The following is a 14,226-nucleotide window of genomic DNA, read 5'->3' on the forward strand; positions in this document are numbered from 1 at the left end:
CCCCGGCCGGGCAGCCGGGCCCGCCGCAGCAGCCGTACGGCTATCCGCAGGCACCCGGCGCCCCCCAGGGAGCCCCGCAGCCGCCGGCCGGTCAGCCGGGTTACGGCTACCCGGGCCAGCAGCCCCCGCAGCAGGGGTACGGCTACCCGGGGCAGCCGCAACAGCCGTACGGCTACGGCTATCCGCAGCCGCCCACCATGCCGATGCAGCCGGGGCCCTCGCAGGGCGGGCGGAAGTTCAACGCGCAGGCGGCGATCATCGTCTCGGCCGTGGTGGTGATCGCGCTGATCGTCGGCGGCGGTGTCTGGTACGCGAGCTCGTCCTCGTCCGGCAAGGACGACAAGGACACCTCCGCGGGTCCCGGCGGCACCGAGGGCAAGGACGGCAAGGACGGCGCGGACGGCGGCGACGACGGGGGCGGGGGAGGCGGCTCGGAGAAGGTGCCGGCGAACACCGGCGCGAAGGTCCTCTTCCAGCTGCCCGCGCCCGAGGTCCCCAAGAAGGACGTCTGGAGTGTGGAGGGTTCCTGGCTGACGGACAAGGTGTACGCCAAGGCAGGCGTGCGCAAGGTCGTCGGCCATGACCCGGACACCGGCAAGGAGGCCTGGTCCCTGCCGCTGACGGGGCTGACCTGCGCCGGTTCCCCCGAGGTCACCAAGGACGGCGTCGCCGTGGTGGTCGCGGAGGACGCCCCGCGTACCAAGGCCGACCCGTACCCCAAGTGCAGCGAGGTCACGGCCTTCGACGTGAACACCGGCAAGGCGCTCTGGACGAAGTCCGTGGCTCCGGGCGGCGGTGAGAAGGCCGCGTTCAAGGAGGTCAGCATCACCGGCACCACGGTCGCGGCGGGCTCCGGCCTCGACGGCGGCGCCGCCTTCGACATCGGCAACGGCAAGGTCCTGTGGCAGCCGAAGGTCGGCACGTGCGAGGACGTCGGCTACGCGGGCGGCGAGCAGCTCGTCGCGGTCCGCAAGTGCGGTGACTACGGCAACGAGAAGTACGAGGTCCAGCAGCTCGACCCGAAGACGGGCACCGTCAAGTGGAGCTACAAGCTCCCCGCGGGCATCGACAACGCGAAGGTGATCTCCACCAAGCCCGTCGTCTTCGGCGTGGACTCCGGAGAGATCACCGCGTCCGGCGCGACCGACATCTTCTCGCTGGACGACAGCGGCAAGCTGCGTACGAAGATCACGCTCGCGGACGGCAAGTACGAGCACGACTGCGGTGTGAACAAGATCCACAACTGCAGGTCGATCGCGGTCGGCAACGACAAGCTGTACGTGCCGACCAAGCAGCACGAGGGCTCCGAGCAGTACAGCCGCGTCAACGAGATCGTGTCCTTCTCGCTGGCCACGGGCAAGCCCACGAGCGACCGCGCCGACGCGGGCGACGGCTACGAGATCTTCCCGATCCGGATGGACGGCACCGACGTCCTCGCGTACAAGAGCGGTCCCTACGACAAGGGCTCCCAGGTCGTCTCGATCGACGGCGGGACCTTCAAGGAGACCAAGCTCCTGGAGACCCCGGCCACCGACCAGGTCCGCAGCGCGATCAGCGGGATGGTGCCCAAGACGTCGGAGATGCTGTACACCGCCGGCCGGCTCTTCATGGGCGAGGACTTGGTCAGCGCGCCCTACTCGGAGGACGAGAAGGACTACACGGCGATCGGCTTCGGCGCCGAGTAGTACGGCGCCGGGTGGTACGGCGCCGGGTGGTACGGCGGCGCGGGGTCCGGTACGCCGATCATGTGTGCGCTCGTCGGTCACGGCTCCGTCCCTGCTCAGGGGCGGAGCCGTACTCGTACCCCCCATCGCTCGCGAATGTGAGGAATTTCGGAGATCCGGGGCACTTCTCTTCAGTAGGGGAAGCGCAACGTCGAACAAGCGTGTAGCTTCCGGGGGATGAAGAGCCGGGGGGCTCCTGTCCATGGGGTACCAGGTGCCAGTAGGGCCAGTAGGGGTGGATCCTTGGGGGGACTGGGGGGTTGGGCTCGATGGGAGTGCGGCTGATGGTGGTCGACGACCACCGATTGCTCGCCGAGGCGCTGGCCTCGGCCCTGAAACTGCGCGGGCACCGCGTGCTGGCCGCGGCCGCGCCTGCCGCGGGAGCGGCGGAGCTGGTGATCACGAGGGCGCCGGAGGTCTGCCTGATCGGCACGGCCACGCCCGCCGAACCGGGCATCTTCGACCCGGTGGTGAGGATCAAGCGGGAGCGGCCGCAGGTCGCGGTGCTGGTCCTCGGACCGGTGCCCAACCCGCGCGGGATCGCCGCCGCGTTCGCCGCCGGCGCCTCCGGATACGTACGGCACGACGAGCGGATAGAAGGTGTCGAGCGGGCCATCATGAAGGCGCGCGCGGGGGAGGCCGCGGTGGCGCCGCAGCTCCTGCAGAGCGCCTTCAGCGAGCTGCTCAACCCGGCCGCGCAGCCCGACGACGAGGGCCAGCGGCTGCTCCAGATGCTGACGCCGAGGGAGGTCGAGGTCCTGGTCCGGGTCGCGGACGGCGAGGACACCCGACTGATCGCGGCGGGCATGGGCATAGCTCCGAGCACCGCCCGCACGCACGTACAGCGGGTACTGATGAAGCTGGGCGTGGGCTCCCGCCTGGAGGCGGCGGCACTGGCGGCCCGTACCGGGCTGCTGGACCGGGCGGGTCCGGTGCAGCCACCGAACTCGGCACCGGGGTCGGGGCAGTAGGCCCGGGACCGGCCCGGGCGAGGGGCTCTGCCGTCATCCGAACTGTCCTCTGCGGGCGTTCGCGTCGGCGAGGAGGACGCTCAGCAGCTCGTCCGACGTGAGGACGCGGATGCGTTCGGGGGCGGCGTCCCATTCACGGCCGCCGGCGAGCGGGCGCAGCTGGATGTACGGGCCTTCGTGGCCCATGACGCGTCCGACACGGCCGTGGCGGGCGTCGCGAACGACCGTGCCGACGACGGGGATCTTGTCCATCCGGTCCGTCCGGTCCATCCCGTTCATGCGGTTCGCGCCGTTCATGTCGCCCGTGCCGTCCGTCACTCGGCGATCCCCTTCCTGATCACGTCCGCGAGCGGCAGGGCGATGGAGGCGGAGCAGCCGCCCAGGCGCGCCGACGGCCCCGCGATCCGTCCGGATCGCGGGGCCGTGGCGACTGTTGCTCCACGCGTTGGTGCGGGCCCGCACCGACGTTCGGCCAAGCAGCCGGCTCAGCCCCCGCAGCCACCGTACTCAAGGGAGCTCACTGCGTTGTCGTAGAGGAACAGAAGTTCCTGCTTCTCACCCGGCGCGATGGTGTAGTGGTAGCCGTGGTAGTCGGCATCGGTGTAGATGCAGACGAACCCCCTGCCACGGTTCCACACCGAGCCGGCTCGGTCGTTCCACGTCCAGCCGAGGTTGGGAGTGTCCACCCCGTACTGGAGCTGCAGGTTGCTCCCGGTGAGGTTGTGGCCGTCATAGAGGCAGATCTGGCCTTCTTCACAGCGGGTCAAGGGTTCATCGGCCGACGCGGTTCCCGGAACCGTCAGTACGGCGGCGGCGGCGAGAACTGCCCCCAGCACCCCGGTCTTGATTGCCAGTTTCATGCGTAACCTTTCCCGTTGTTGCCCGTGTAAGCGCGGTCATGGTGGCCGCCTCCAGCTGTCGCTTCGCGAGGGCATCCGGCCGTAAGACCGTCTCCGCGCGCAGGTGGTTCACCGAGGTGATGTGGTCTTGATCTCCAAAAGAAGAGCAACGGCCCGGTAGTTCCCGGTGGTTGCCCGACCGGCGGTCCTACGACGCCGCCTCCGCCCAGAAGTTCCGCAGGGTTTCCACGGCCCGTTCGGGTGCCTGGAGCATCCAGTAGTGGCTCAGTCCTTCGAGCGGCACCAGTCGCGCGTCGAACGCCCGGGCCATGTCCGCGTTCTGTGCGAGCGTCTCGTCCTGGTCGACGCCGTCCAGGCCGTTCAGGGCGGTCAGCAGCAGACCGGGCTTGGCGATCGGCGCGGTGACGGAGGCGCCCCAGTCGCTGTGCAGGTTCGGCCACGCCGAGCGGTACAGGGCCAGGATCGAGTCGCTCATCGTTGCGCCGTGGGCCGCGTCGATGTCGGCGCCGCACTCGGCCGTCATGCCCAGCGGGCGCAGCAGCTCGCCGAACGTGCCGGGCGTGCCCGCTCGTATGCCGGCGAGGGACTGCTCGCCCTCCGGGCTCTTCTGCCACAGCGCCGCGGCGGGGTGCCACTGGTAGTCGGGGTGCCAGCCGTACGCGACATCGCAGACCCAACTGCGGACCGGCACGCTGTCGTAGGCCGTCACCATGCGCAGGGCGAGGTGGCCACCCCAGTCGTGTCCGACGAGGTCGATGGGGCCGCCGATGGTTCGTAACTCGCCCGCCAGCCAGTCGGCGTACCTGTCCTTGTCTTTGATCTCCGGCGGCCGGGCCGAGCCGAAGCCGGGCAGGCGCAGTGCCACGCTCTCTTCAGGGAGTAGGCCGCGGACAGCGTTCCAGATGACCGGCGATTCGGGGACACCGTGGAGAAACACTATGGTCATGGATCAGATTGTCTGATGCGACGGCCTGTCGGGACAGCCGCGTCTGGGCATGGGAAGCCATGCCGCAACGGCATGGCAGACTGAGTCGATGAGTGACGTCGATCTACGTCAACTGCGTTATCTCGTGGCGGTCGCCGATGAAGGCGGCATCACCCGGGCGGCCGAGCGGCTCACGATGACGCAGCCGGCCCTGTCGCGGGCCATCGCCACGCTGGAGCGGGCCGTCGGGGTTCCGCTGGTCGAACGGCGGCCCCGCGGGACGGTGTTGACCGAGGCCGGTGAGGTGCTGGCCGAGCGTGCGCGTGCCATCGACCGGCAGGTGTCGTCGGCCGTGTGGCAGGCCCGCGAGACCGGCGACGGTGCGCCACCGATACGGATCAGCGCCCGCGCGTGCGAGTTCGAGGCCCTGCAGGAGCTGATCCGCGGGTTCACCGCGGCGCACCCCGGGCAACGGGCCGAGGCGGTCATGGCGGACTGGCGTACCCAGCTGTCGATCCTGCGCTCGGGCGGGACCGAGCTGGCTCTCGTCAGCGGCGAAGTCGACGACGAGGGCCTGGACAGCGCGGTGCTCGCCGTCCATGAACGGCTGGCGGTGCTGCCCGCCGGGCACAAGCTCGCCGACCGGGAGACCGTCGACCGTGCCGAGCTGCTGCCCGACCCGGTGATCGGCTGGGCCGACAGCCCTCCCGCGGAGCGCGACTACGTGCTGGACCTCGCGCCGCTGGCCGGCCCCGAGGTCGAGGACCTGCTGCAGCTGGTGGTGCAGATACGGACGGGCTCCGGCATCGCCTTCCTGTCCCAGGCGATGCTGGACGAGATCCCGCGGCTGACGGGCGTCGCCGTCGTCCGCGTCGAAGGCCTGGCTCCGGCCCGCCTGCAACTGCTCTGGCCGGAACAGCAGACATCGACCGCGGTCGCCCGCTTCGTACAGCACGCCACCGCGTGAGAGGTCGCCCCCGGGAGCACCCCCGCACGGCCGTCCGGTAGGCCGCACACCCCGGGGGCGCCCCCGTTCGTCCGCCGCCGCGGGCCCTGCCGGTTACTAGGTCACGTCGTCACGTCGTACGTTCGTCGCGTCGTACGTCGTCATGTCGCGTCGTCGGCCGGTGTCGGTGGCGCCACCGGCCGCAGCCACAGCCAGGCCAGGAAGAACAGGCCCAGGGCCAGCATGGCCAGGCCCGTCCAGAGGTTGATGTTGACGCCCTCCGACTTGTCGATGTCGGCGTCGGACGCGGTGATCCCGGCGATCGTCACGATGATCCCGTAGATGACGAAGAGGCCGCCGATGATGCGGCGGATGTCGAAGAGCCGGGCCGCGGTGACGGACTTGCCCTCCAGCTCGGTGACCTGGCGGTGGACGTCCTGCTCGGACTGCCCGGCGGGCCCGGTGTGCCCGGGGCGGTCGGAGTGTTCGGGGCGCTCGGGGTGTTCCTGGTGGGACATGGTGATCAGTCCTCCGGTCGTCGGATGGGGAGTCGTCGGATGGGGGAGCCGTCAGAAGGAGAAGGGGATGTAGCAGGCGGCGGCCAGAATGACCGCGCCCCAGCCGAGCAGGGCCGGCCTGCGGTACCAGGCGTCGTCGCCCTCACCGGGCGGCTCCTCCATGCCGGGTGAACTCGTCCCGTACACCAGCCCCTGCAGTTCCTTCGCCGGCTTCGGCGCGGTGAAGAGCGAGACGGCGACCATGACGACCGCGCCGGCCACGAACCCGGCGATCGCCGAGACGAAGTTGGCGCCCTGGTCGGAGGGGATGCCGATGACGTCCTGCTTGTAGAGGACGAAGTAGTTGACCATCGCGGCCGTGGTGCCGGCGAGCAGCCCCCAGAACCCGGACTTCATGGACGCGCGCCGCCAGAACATGCCGACGATGAAGACGACGAACATCGGCACGTTGAAGAAGGAGAACAGCGTCTGGAGGTAACTCATGATGTTGGAGAACGACGAGGCCAGGAATGCCGTGCCGATCGACGCCAGCACCCCGATCGCCGTGATGAGGCGGCCGAAGCGCACGTAGTACGCGTCCTCCTCGTCCCGCTTCACGTACTTGCCCCAGATGTCGTTGGTGAAGACGGTGTTGAAGGACGAGATGTTGGCCGCCATGCCCGCCATGAAGGCCGCCAGCAGACCCGTCACCGCGATGCCGAGGACGCCGTTGGGGAGCAGGTCCTCCATCAGGTACGGGATCGCGTCGTTGTACTGGAGGTCGGAGCCGGATGTCCCGATCTTCGGTACGAGCACGGCCGCGACGAGCCCGGGGATCATCACCAGGAAGACGATGAAGATCTTCGGGAACGCGGCGATGAGCGGGGTGCGCTTGGCCGCGGACGCGTTCTTCGCGGACAGGGCGCGCTGCACCTCGGCGAAGTTGGTCGTCCAGTAGCCGAAGGAGAGCACGAAGCCGAGGCCGAGCACGATGGTGAGCCAGTTGGCGCCGAGCGGGTTGGCGCTGCCGATGCCGGTGCCGCCCCACGCGGTGGTGAAGTCGCCGCCGTGGCTCGCCGTCAGCGAGTCGGTCAGGCCGTCCCAGCCGCCGACCTTCTTCAGGCCGAGCACCGTGAGCGGGATGAGCGCGGCGAGGATGACGAAGAACTGCAGCACCTCGTTGTAGATCGCGGACGACAGACCGCCGAGGGTGATGTACGCGAGCACGAAGGCGCCCGCGACGACGATCGACACCCACTCCGGCCAGCCGAGCAGCGCCTCGACGACGATGGCGAGCGCGTAGAGGTTCACGCCCGCGATGAGGACGGCGGCGAAGGCGAACAGCACGGAGCTGAGCAGATGCGCCCCCTTGTCGAAGCGCAGCAGCAGGAACTCGGGTACGGACCTGACCTTCGAGCCGTAGTAGAAGGGCATCATCACCAGGCCCAGGAAGACCATGGCGGGGATGGCGCCGATCCAGTACCAGTGCACGGTGTAGACGCCGTACTGGGCACTGTTGGCGGCCATGCCCAGGATCTCGGTCGCGCCGAGGTTGGCGGCGACGAAGGCCAGACCGGTCACCCAGGCGGGCAGCGAACGCCCGGAGAGGAAGAAGTCGAGGCTGGTCTTCACCGAGCGGCGGGCGGCGAACCCGATGCCGAGCACGACGACGAAGTAGATCGCCAGGATCGTGTAGTCGAGCCAGTTGGTGGGAAGCCGCAGCTCCGCCGCCAGGTACGTAGGCGATGCGGGTGACGCGGGTGACGCGGGTGACGCGAGGACTGAATCTGTGGGGGTCTGCATACAGCGCTCACTTCAATCGTGGTGTTCTTTGTTTGGTTGTGGTGGTGACGTGCGTGGGGGTTTGTGGTTTGATGTGTTCGGTTCTGTTGGTTGACCTGTCCGCTGGTTCGATCGGTAGGGATTCGATCGGGTAGGGATTCGGTAGGGATGAGGAGTCCGGCGTGAAGAAGACCTCGACCCGGCTGGCCGACGGTCGTGAGCTCATCTACTACGACTCGCGCGACGACACGGTGCGCGACGCGGTGGACCGGCGCCCGCTCGGCCGGACGGTCACCACATCGGAGGTACGGCACGACCCGCTGCTCGGTGACGCGGTGGCCGTCGCCTCGCACCGGCAGGCCCGCACCTACCACCCGCCGGCCGACGAATGCCCGCTGTGCCCCTCCGAGGGCGACCGGCTCAGTGAGATCCCGGACTCCTCGTACGACGTCGCGGTGTTCGAGAACCGCTTCCCGTCGCTGGCCGGGGACGCGGGACGGTGCGAGGTCGTCTGCTTCACCTCGGACCACGACGCGTCCTTCGCCCGGCTCACCGAGGAGCAGGCGGGTCTGGTCCTCGACGCGTGGACCGACCGGACGGCCGAGTTGTCGCATCTCCCCTCCGTGGAGCAGGTGTTCTGTTTCGAGAACCGCGGCGCCGAGATCGGTGTGACCCTCGGACACCCGCACGGGCAGATCTACGCCTACCCGTTTACGACGCCTCGAACGGCCCTGATGCTCCGGTCGGTGGCGGCGTACAAGCAGGGGACGGGCGGGGAGAACCTCTTCGACGCCGTGCTGGAGTGGGAACTCGCCGGCGAGCGGGTCGTCCTGGAGACCGAGCACTGGGTGGCCTTCGTGCCGTACGCGGCGCACTGGCCGTACGAGGTGCACCTGTATCCGCGGCGCCGCGTGCCCGATCTGCTGGGCCTGGACGAGGGCGCGCGCACAGAGTTCCCCAAGGTCTATCTGGAACTGTTGAGGCGCTTCGACCGGATCTTCGGCGAAGGCGAGCCTCCGACGCCGTACATCTCGGCCTGGCACCAGGCGCCGTTCGGCACGCTGGAGGAGTTCGACGGTGTGGCGCGTGACGACTTCGCGCTCCACCTTGAGCTTTTCACCATTCGCCGTACGTCCGGCAAGCTGAAGTTCCTCGCGGGTTCCGAGTCCGGCATGAGCGTGTTCATCAACGACGTGCCGCCGGAGACCGCGGCCCAGCGACTGCGAGAGGTAGCGAGTTCATGAGTGGGAAGTACCTGGTCACCGGCGGTGCGGGCTATGTGGGCAGCGTGGTCGCGCAGCACCTGCTGGAGGCGGGCCACGAGGTGACCGTCCTCGACAACCTCTCCACCGGCTTCCGCGAGGGCGTCCCGGCGGGCGCCTCCTTCATCGAGGGCGACATCCGCGACGCCGCCAAGTGGCTCGACCCCACGTTCGACGCGGTGCTCCACTTCGCCGCGTTCTCGCAGGTGGGCGAGTCGGTCGTGAAGCCCGAGAAGTACTGGGACAACAACGTCGGCGGCACGATGGCCCTGCTCGCGGCGATGCGCGAGGCGGGCGTCCGCAAGCTGGTCTTCTCCTCCACGGCGGCGACGTACGGCGAGCCGGAGACGACCCCGATCGTCGAGTCCGCGCCGACGCTCCCCACCAACCCGTACGGCGCCTCGAAGCTCGCCGTCGACCACATGATCACCGGCGAGGCCGCCGCGCACGGACTCGCGGCGGTGTCGCTGCGCTACTTCAACGTGGCGGGCGCGTACGGCACCTGCGGTGAGCGGCACGACCCCGAGTCGCACCTCATCCCGCTGGTCCTCCAGGTCGCCCAGGGCCGCCGCGACGCCATCTCGGTCTACGGCGACGACTACCCGACGCCGGACGGCACCTGCGTCCGCGACTACATCCACGTGGCCGACCTCGCGGAGGCGCACCTGCTGGCGGTCGCCGCCGCGCAGCCGGGCGAGCACCTGATCTGCAACCTCGGCAACGGCAACGGCTTCTCGGTCCGCGAGGTCGTCGAGACCGTCCGCCGGGTGACGGGGCACCCGATCCCCGAGGCCGCGGCCCCGCGCAGGGCGGGCGACCCGGCGATCCTCGTCGCCTCCGCCGCCACGGCCCGCGAACGGCTCGGCTGGAACCCGTCCCGCGCGGATCTCGCGGACATCGTCGCGGACGCGTGGGAGTTCGCGCAGAACATCGCAAAGGCGGAGGAGCACTAGTGGGGGCACAGCAGGCGGATCAGTCGGCAGGGCAGGCGGAGCAGCCGGCAGCGGGGCCGGAGCAGCAGGTCAGGGACGGCTTCGAGAAGCTGTACGGGGCGGCCCCGGAAGGGGTCTGGGCGGCTCCCGGCCGGGTCAACCTGATCGGTGAGTACACCGACTTCAACGAGGGCTTCGTCATGCCGCTCGCGCTGCCGCACACGGCGGTGGCGGCGTTCTCGCGGCGCGACGACGGCGTACTGCGCCTCCACTCGGCCGACATCGAGGGCCCGGTCGTCGAACTGCACGTCGATGAGCTGGCCCCGCTGACGAACACGAGCTGGGCGGCCTACCCCGCGGGTGTCGTCTGGGTGCTGCGCGAGGCCGGGCACGCCGTCACCGGCGCGGACATCCACCTCGCCTCGACCGTCCCGACGGGCGCGGGCCTGTCCTCCTCGGCGGCGCTGGAGGTGGTGACGGCGCTGGCCCTGAACGACCTGTTCGAACTCGGCCTCACGCGGCCCGAGCTGGCCCGGATCTCCCAGCGGGCCGAGAACGACTTCGTCGGCGTGCCCTGCGGGATCATGGACCAGACGGCGTCCGCCTGCGCCACGGAGGGCCACGCCCTCCACCTCGACTGCCGTGACCTGTCCATCCGGCAGATCCCCTTCGACCTGCCCGCGCAGGGACTGCAGCTCCTGGTCGTCGACAGCCGCGTCAAGCACGCGCTGGGCGACGGCGCGTACGCGGAGCGCCGGGAGGGCTGCGAGGAGGGCGCCCGGCAGCTCGGCGTCCCCTTCCTGCGCGACCTCCCGTACGAGGACCTCGACGCGGCGCTGGCCCGCCTCTCCGACGAGCGCGTACGCCGGTACGTACGCCACGTGGTGTCGGACGACCACCGGGTGGACGAGGTCATCGCGCTGCTCGACGCGGGCGACGTCCGGGCGATCGGCCCCGTCCTCACGGCCGGCCACACCTCCCTCCGCGACGACCTGCGTATCTCCTGCCCGGAGCTGGACCTGGTGGTCGCCACCGCGAACGAGGCGGGGGCGCTCGGCGCGCGGATGACGGGCGGCGGGTTCGGCGGCTCGGCGGTCGTCCTGGTCGAGACCGCGGACGCCGACACGGTCACCAAGGCGGTCGAGGAGGCGTTCGCGGCGGCGGGGTACACGGCGCCGCGGGTGTTTTTGGCGGTGCCTTCGGAGGGGGCGCGGCGGGTGGTCTGAGCGGGGTTTGTTTCGCCCTAGCTGCCCCTACCCGTTCCCGTCACCTACTCGGGGGCGCTGCCCCCGAACCCCCGCTCCTCAAACGCCGGAGGGGCTGAACTACCAGCCGATGCGGGGGTCTGGGGGCGCAGCCCCCAGAAAGGACGGGAAGGGTAGGGGCGGCGGGGGCGAAAACAGAGCAGGTCAAGCCAGCCGCTTCGTCAGCGTGTACTCCGTGATCCCCGGTGGGTAGTCCGGGATCACGCACACCACCTCGTACCCCTGCTTCCGGTAGAAGTCCGGCGCCTGGAAGTCCCACGTCTCCAGCCGGGAGCCGCGGCAACCCCGGGATGTACGGGCCACGTCCTCCGCCCGCGACAGCAGCCGCGTCCCGAGCCCGGCCCCGCGGTGCGGTGCGTCGACCCACAGGTACGCGACATGCAGCCACGTCGTCCAGGTGTGCCCGACCAGCCCACCCGCGACCTCGCCGTCCGGATCCAACGCCCATACGTGGAGCGGGACTTCACGTTCGCCGGGGGTGCCGCGCAGAGCACGCAGTACGGGAGAGGCGGCCGTGTTCGTCGCCCGCAGCCGGGACCGTAGGAATTGGCTACGTTCCTTGTCGACTTCTGTCTCGATACGAAACATACGGCTCACCATAAACGCCCTGGCCAATCAGTTCTGCAAATTACCTTCCGCTCCTGTCGTACGGCCTTACCCTGATGAGCAGCGCCGGTGGGGGCCGGTGCTGATCAGGGGGCGAGACAGTCGGGTACGACGCCCGAAGTGGGGGTAGCAGTTCCAGCACGGCGGCGGCCGTGCGGCTGCGGCACCCCGTTTTCCGAGTCGACAGGAGGCTCGGGATCACCTCGGGCGCCGTACCTGCGCCGGTCCGTCCCCCGACCAGTGGGGGTTTCAGTGGTTCGCATCCGTGTTCTGGTCGTCGACGACCACCGTATCTTCGCCGAGTCGCTCGCGGCGGCCCTGGCCGCCGAGCCCGACGTCGACGTATCCGCGGCCGGCAGCGGTCCTGCCGCGCTGCGCTGCATGGAGCGGGCGGTCACGGAAGGCCGCAGATTCGACGTACTGCTCGTCGACGCCGACCTCGGCGGCAATGTGCCGGGCGTCCGGCCGGCCGTGCCGGTGCCGGTGCCCGTGCCCGACAACAGCGAAGAGGGCCTGGTCGACGGCATCTCGCTGGTCGCGGGCGTCCGTTCGGGCCAGCCCGGCGTCCGTATCGTCGTGCTCGCCGAGAAGGACGACTCGCGCCGTGCGGCGCTCGCGCTGCAGGCGGGCGCCTCGGGCTGGGTCGCCAAGGACTGCTCGCTGTCCCGGCTGCTGACCGTCATCCGCGGCGTGCTGCGGGACGAGACGCACCTGCCGCCCGCCCTGCTCACCGGCGTCCTGCGCGAACTGACCGCCGCCCGCAAGCACCGCACCGAGAGCGAGCGGCTGGTGGAGTCGCTGACGCCGCGCGAGCGCGAGGTGCTGCGCTGCATGGTGGCCGGGCTGGGGCGGAAGGCCGTCGCCGAGCGGCTGTTCCTCTCCCCGCACACGGTCCGCACCCATATGCAGAACGTGCTGGGGAAGCTGGGCGTGCACTCGACCCTCGCGGCCGTGGCGCTCGCCCGCCGGGCCGGGGTCGGGCCGGCCGACCTAGCCGGGGATGTTGTCGAACGGGGCGGTCAACTGGCGTAGCAGCCCGGCCAGTTCACCGCGCTGGGCTCCGCTGAGCTCCGCGAGGAGCGCCCGCTCCTGTTCGAGGAGTCCGGCGAGTGCCTGGTCGGCGCGGTCACGGCCCTCTTCGGTGAGGCGTACGAGCACGCCGCGGCGGTCGCTGGGGTCGGGAAGCCGCTCGACGAGGCTCTTCTTCGCGAGCCGGTCGATACGGTTCGTCATCGTGCCCGAGGTGACGAGGGTCTGGGTGAGAAGCTGACCGGGGGAGAGCTGGTACGGGGCGCCGGCCCGCCGCAGTGAGGTGAGCACGTCGAACTCCCAGGGCTCAAGGGCGTGCTCGGCGAACGCGATCCGCCGTGCGCGGTCCAGATGCCGCGCGAGCCTGCTCACGCGGCTGAGTACCTCCAGCGGTTCCACGTCGAGGTCGGGGCGCTCCCGGCGCCATGCTGCGACCAGCCGATCGACCTCGTCCTCCATGGCGATCAGTGTAGTGGTTGTGTCGACATGAAGTCTCTTGGTGTGAAGCTTCTTGACGTCGAGAGAGTTGCGGTGTGAGGGTGGAGTCACCGCTCGCCCTGACTTCGAGGAGGCCCCCGATGCCTGCCGCCCCCACGCCCACCTGGGACCCGGGCCAGTACCTGCGCCACGCATCGCATCGCGCCCGGCCCTTCGCCGAGCTGCTCGCCCGCGTTCCCGCCCTGCCCGGCGACCCGGCCCGCATCGCCGACCTGGGCTGCGGGCCCGGCAACGTCACCGTCCAGCTCGCCGAGCGCTGGCCGGCCGCGCACATCACGGGGTACGACAACTCCCCGGAGATGCTGGCCGGGGCCGAGGCGCACGCGGGTCCGACGGCGGGCGGTGGCCGGCTCGACTTCGCCCACGCGGACCTCACGGACTGGGCGCCCACGGGGACGTACGACCTGATCGCCTCGAACGCCGCGCTGCAGTGGGTGCCGGGACATCTGGAGGCGTTCGGCTCCTGGCTCGACGCGGTGGCGCCGGGCGGCGCCTTCGCCTTCCAGGTGCCCGACAACATCGACGCGCCCCTGCACACCCTGATGCGCGAACTCGCCGCCTCCGCCCGCTGGAGGGGTCGCCTGGACGGGGTCCTGCGGCGCGCCGACTCGGTGCACGCGCCGCTCGTCTATCTGGACCGGCTGGCGTGGCTCGGGTGTGAGGTGGATGTATGGGAGACGACGTACATGCAGGTCCTGGCCGGTGAGGACGCGGTTCTCGACTGGTCCAAGGGCACGGGGATGCGACCCGTCCTCACGGCTCTCGCCGACGACCCGGAGGCGTCGGACGCCTTCACGGCCGAATACCGGGACCTGCTGCGCACGGCTTACCCGGCTGCGGAATACGGCACGGTCCTCCCGTTCCGCAGGCTGTTCGCGGTGGCACGGAAGGCCGGCTGACCGGATGATCACCACCGTCGACCACGTCCA

General features: G+C 70.2%; 15 protein-coding genes. 8 read left to right on the plus strand and 7 right to left on the minus strand.

The genetic code is table 11. From position 1 onward, the window contains the following. Positions 1 to 1,685, plus strand: a 1,685-nt coding sequence (locus AOK01_RS01115; RefSeq protein ID WP_245702023.1) for an outer membrane protein assembly factor BamB family protein, incomplete at its 5' end; no start/stop codon positions are given. Between the two features lie 308 nt (positions 1,686 to 1,993). After that, positions 1,994 to 2,695, plus strand: coding sequence for a helix-turn-helix transcriptional regulator (locus tag AOK01_RS01120; RefSeq protein WP_079103080.1), 702 nt, complete (start codon positions 1,994 to 1,996; stop codon positions 2,693 to 2,695). 33 nt (positions 2,696 to 2,728) lie between these two features. Here the strand turns inward: AOK01_RS01120 and AOK01_RS01125 are convergent, their stop codons facing one another. From AOK01_RS01125 to AOK01_RS01135, 3 genes are all read right to left on the minus strand, one after another. Then, positions 2,729 to 2,947, minus strand: coding sequence for a hypothetical protein (locus AOK01_RS01125; protein ID WP_055507431.1), 219 nt, complete (start codon positions 2,945 to 2,947; stop codon positions 2,729 to 2,731). A 233-nt stretch (positions 2,948 to 3,180) separates the two neighbouring features. Beyond that, the gene (locus AOK01_RS01130) at positions 3,181 to 3,555 is read right to left on the minus strand and encodes a peptidase inhibitor family I36 protein (protein WP_055507381.1); all 375 of its coding nucleotides are present in this window, start codon (positions 3,553 to 3,555) and stop codon (positions 3,181 to 3,183) included. A 187-nt stretch (positions 3,556 to 3,742) separates the two neighbouring features. Then, on the minus strand, positions 3,743 to 4,501 hold the full coding sequence (locus AOK01_RS01135; RefSeq protein ID WP_055507383.1) for an alpha/beta fold hydrolase: 759 nt from the start codon (positions 4,499 to 4,501) through the stop codon (positions 3,743 to 3,745). Positions 4,502 to 4,589: 88 nt separating this feature from the next. Between AOK01_RS01135 and AOK01_RS01140 the strand changes: the two genes are divergently transcribed. After that, positions 4,590 to 5,447, plus strand: a complete 858-nt coding sequence (locus AOK01_RS01140; protein ID WP_063792686.1) for a LysR family transcriptional regulator — start codon at positions 4,590 to 4,592, stop codon at positions 5,445 to 5,447. 140 nt (positions 5,448 to 5,587) lie between these two features. Here AOK01_RS01140 and AOK01_RS01145 read toward each other — a convergent pair whose 3' ends face one another. Both AOK01_RS01145 and AOK01_RS01150 read right to left on the minus strand, forming a co-directional pair. Continuing rightward, a complete protein-coding gene (locus AOK01_RS01145) occupies positions 5,588 to 5,944 on the minus strand; it encodes a hypothetical protein (protein WP_055507387.1) in 357 nt (118 codons plus the stop codon). 51 nt (positions 5,945 to 5,995) lie between these two features. Next, entirely contained in the window at positions 5,996 to 7,726 is a 1,731-nt protein-coding gene (locus tag AOK01_RS01150) for a sodium:solute symporter family protein (RefSeq protein ID WP_055507389.1), read from the minus strand. Positions 7,727 to 7,887: 161 nt separating this feature from the next. On the opposite strand from AOK01_RS01150, the gene galT reads away from it, so the two are divergent. Genes galT through galK form a run of 3 tightly spaced genes read left to right on the plus strand, consistent with a single transcriptional unit; the run spans position 7,888 to position 11,125 of the window. Further along, positions 7,888 to 8,949: a galactose-1-phosphate uridylyltransferase gene (gene galT, locus AOK01_RS01155; RefSeq protein WP_055507391.1), complete on the plus strand. Its 1,062-nt coding sequence runs from the start codon at positions 7,888 to 7,890 to the stop codon at positions 8,947 to 8,949. After that, positions 8,946 to 9,920, plus strand: coding sequence for a UDP-glucose 4-epimerase GalE (gene galE / locus AOK01_RS01160; RefSeq protein ID WP_055507393.1), 975 nt, complete (start codon positions 8,946 to 8,948; stop codon positions 9,918 to 9,920). Before galT ends, galE begins: the two co-directional genes overlap by 4 nt. Continuing rightward, entirely contained in the window at positions 9,920 to 11,125 is a 1,206-nt protein-coding gene (gene galK, locus AOK01_RS01165; RefSeq protein WP_079103082.1) for a galactokinase, read from the plus strand. Before galE ends, galK begins: the two co-directional genes overlap by 1 nt. 183 nt (positions 11,126 to 11,308) lie before the next feature. Here galK and AOK01_RS01170 read toward each other — a convergent pair whose 3' ends face one another. Next, on the minus strand, positions 11,309 to 11,752 hold the full coding sequence (locus AOK01_RS01170; protein WP_055507435.1) for a GNAT family N-acetyltransferase: 444 nt from the start codon (positions 11,750 to 11,752) through the stop codon (positions 11,309 to 11,311). A 270-nt stretch (positions 11,753 to 12,022) separates the two neighbouring features. Between AOK01_RS01170 and AOK01_RS01175 the strand changes: the two genes are divergently transcribed. Further along, entirely contained in the window at positions 12,023 to 12,802 is a 780-nt protein-coding gene (locus tag AOK01_RS01175) for a LuxR C-terminal-related transcriptional regulator (RefSeq protein ID WP_055507395.1), read from the plus strand. Here AOK01_RS01175 and AOK01_RS01180 read toward each other — a convergent pair. Continuing rightward, on the minus strand, positions 12,761 to 13,258 hold the full coding sequence (locus AOK01_RS01180; RefSeq protein WP_055507397.1) for a MarR family winged helix-turn-helix transcriptional regulator: 498 nt from the start codon (positions 13,256 to 13,258) through the stop codon (positions 12,761 to 12,763). The genes AOK01_RS01175 and AOK01_RS01180 overlap by 42 nt on opposite strands. A gap of 119 nt (positions 13,259 to 13,377) precedes the next feature. Between AOK01_RS01180 and AOK01_RS01185 the strand changes: the two genes are divergently transcribed. Beyond that, positions 13,378 to 14,196, plus strand: a complete 819-nt coding sequence (locus tag AOK01_RS01185; RefSeq protein ID WP_055507399.1) for a trans-aconitate 2-methyltransferase — start codon at positions 13,378 to 13,380, stop codon at positions 14,194 to 14,196. Positions 14,197 to 14,226: the final 30 nt, after the last annotated feature.

Origin of the sequence: Streptomyces aurantiacus, from assembly GCF_001418335.1 — a bacterium.
GTDB lineage: Bacteria > Actinomycetota > Actinomycetes > Streptomycetales > Streptomycetaceae > Streptomyces > Streptomyces aurantiacus.

Bases quoted from the DNA above. Each gene is read 5' to 3' on its own strand.
- AOK01_RS01120 (WP_079103080.1), top strand. From the start codon at position 1,994: ATGGGAGTGCGGCTGATGGTGGTCGACGACCACCGATTGCTCGCCGAG.
- AOK01_RS01125 (WP_055507431.1), bottom strand. From the start codon at position 2,947: ATGGACAAGATCCCCGTCGTCGGCACGGTCGTTCGCGACGCCCGCCAC.
- AOK01_RS01130 (WP_055507381.1), bottom strand. From the start codon at position 3,555: ATGAAACTGGCAATCAAGACCGGGGTGCTGGGGGCAGTTCTCGCCGCC.
- AOK01_RS01135 (WP_055507383.1), bottom strand. From the start codon at position 4,501: ATGACCATAGTGTTTCTCCACGGTGTCCCCGAATCGCCGGTCATCTGG.
- AOK01_RS01140 (WP_063792686.1), top strand. From the start codon at position 4,590: ATGAGTGACGTCGATCTACGTCAACTGCGTTATCTCGTGGCGGTCGCC.
- AOK01_RS01145 (WP_055507387.1), bottom strand. From the start codon at position 5,944: ATGTCCCACCAGGAACACCCCGAGCGCCCCGAACACTCCGACCGCCCC.
- AOK01_RS01150 (WP_055507389.1), bottom strand. From the start codon at position 7,726: ATGCAGACCCCCACAGATTCAGTCCTCGCGTCACCCGCGTCACCCGCG.
- galE (WP_055507393.1), top strand. From the start codon at position 8,946: ATGAGTGGGAAGTACCTGGTCACCGGCGGTGCGGGCTATGTGGGCAGC.
- AOK01_RS01170 (WP_055507435.1), bottom strand. From the start codon at position 11,752: ATGTTTCGTATCGAGACAGAAGTCGACAAGGAACGTAGCCAATTCCTA.
- AOK01_RS01180 (WP_055507397.1), bottom strand. From the start codon at position 13,258: ATGGAGGACGAGGTCGATCGGCTGGTCGCAGCATGGCGCCGGGAGCGC.
- AOK01_RS01185 (WP_055507399.1), top strand. From the start codon at position 13,378: ATGCCTGCCGCCCCCACGCCCACCTGGGACCCGGGCCAGTACCTGCGC.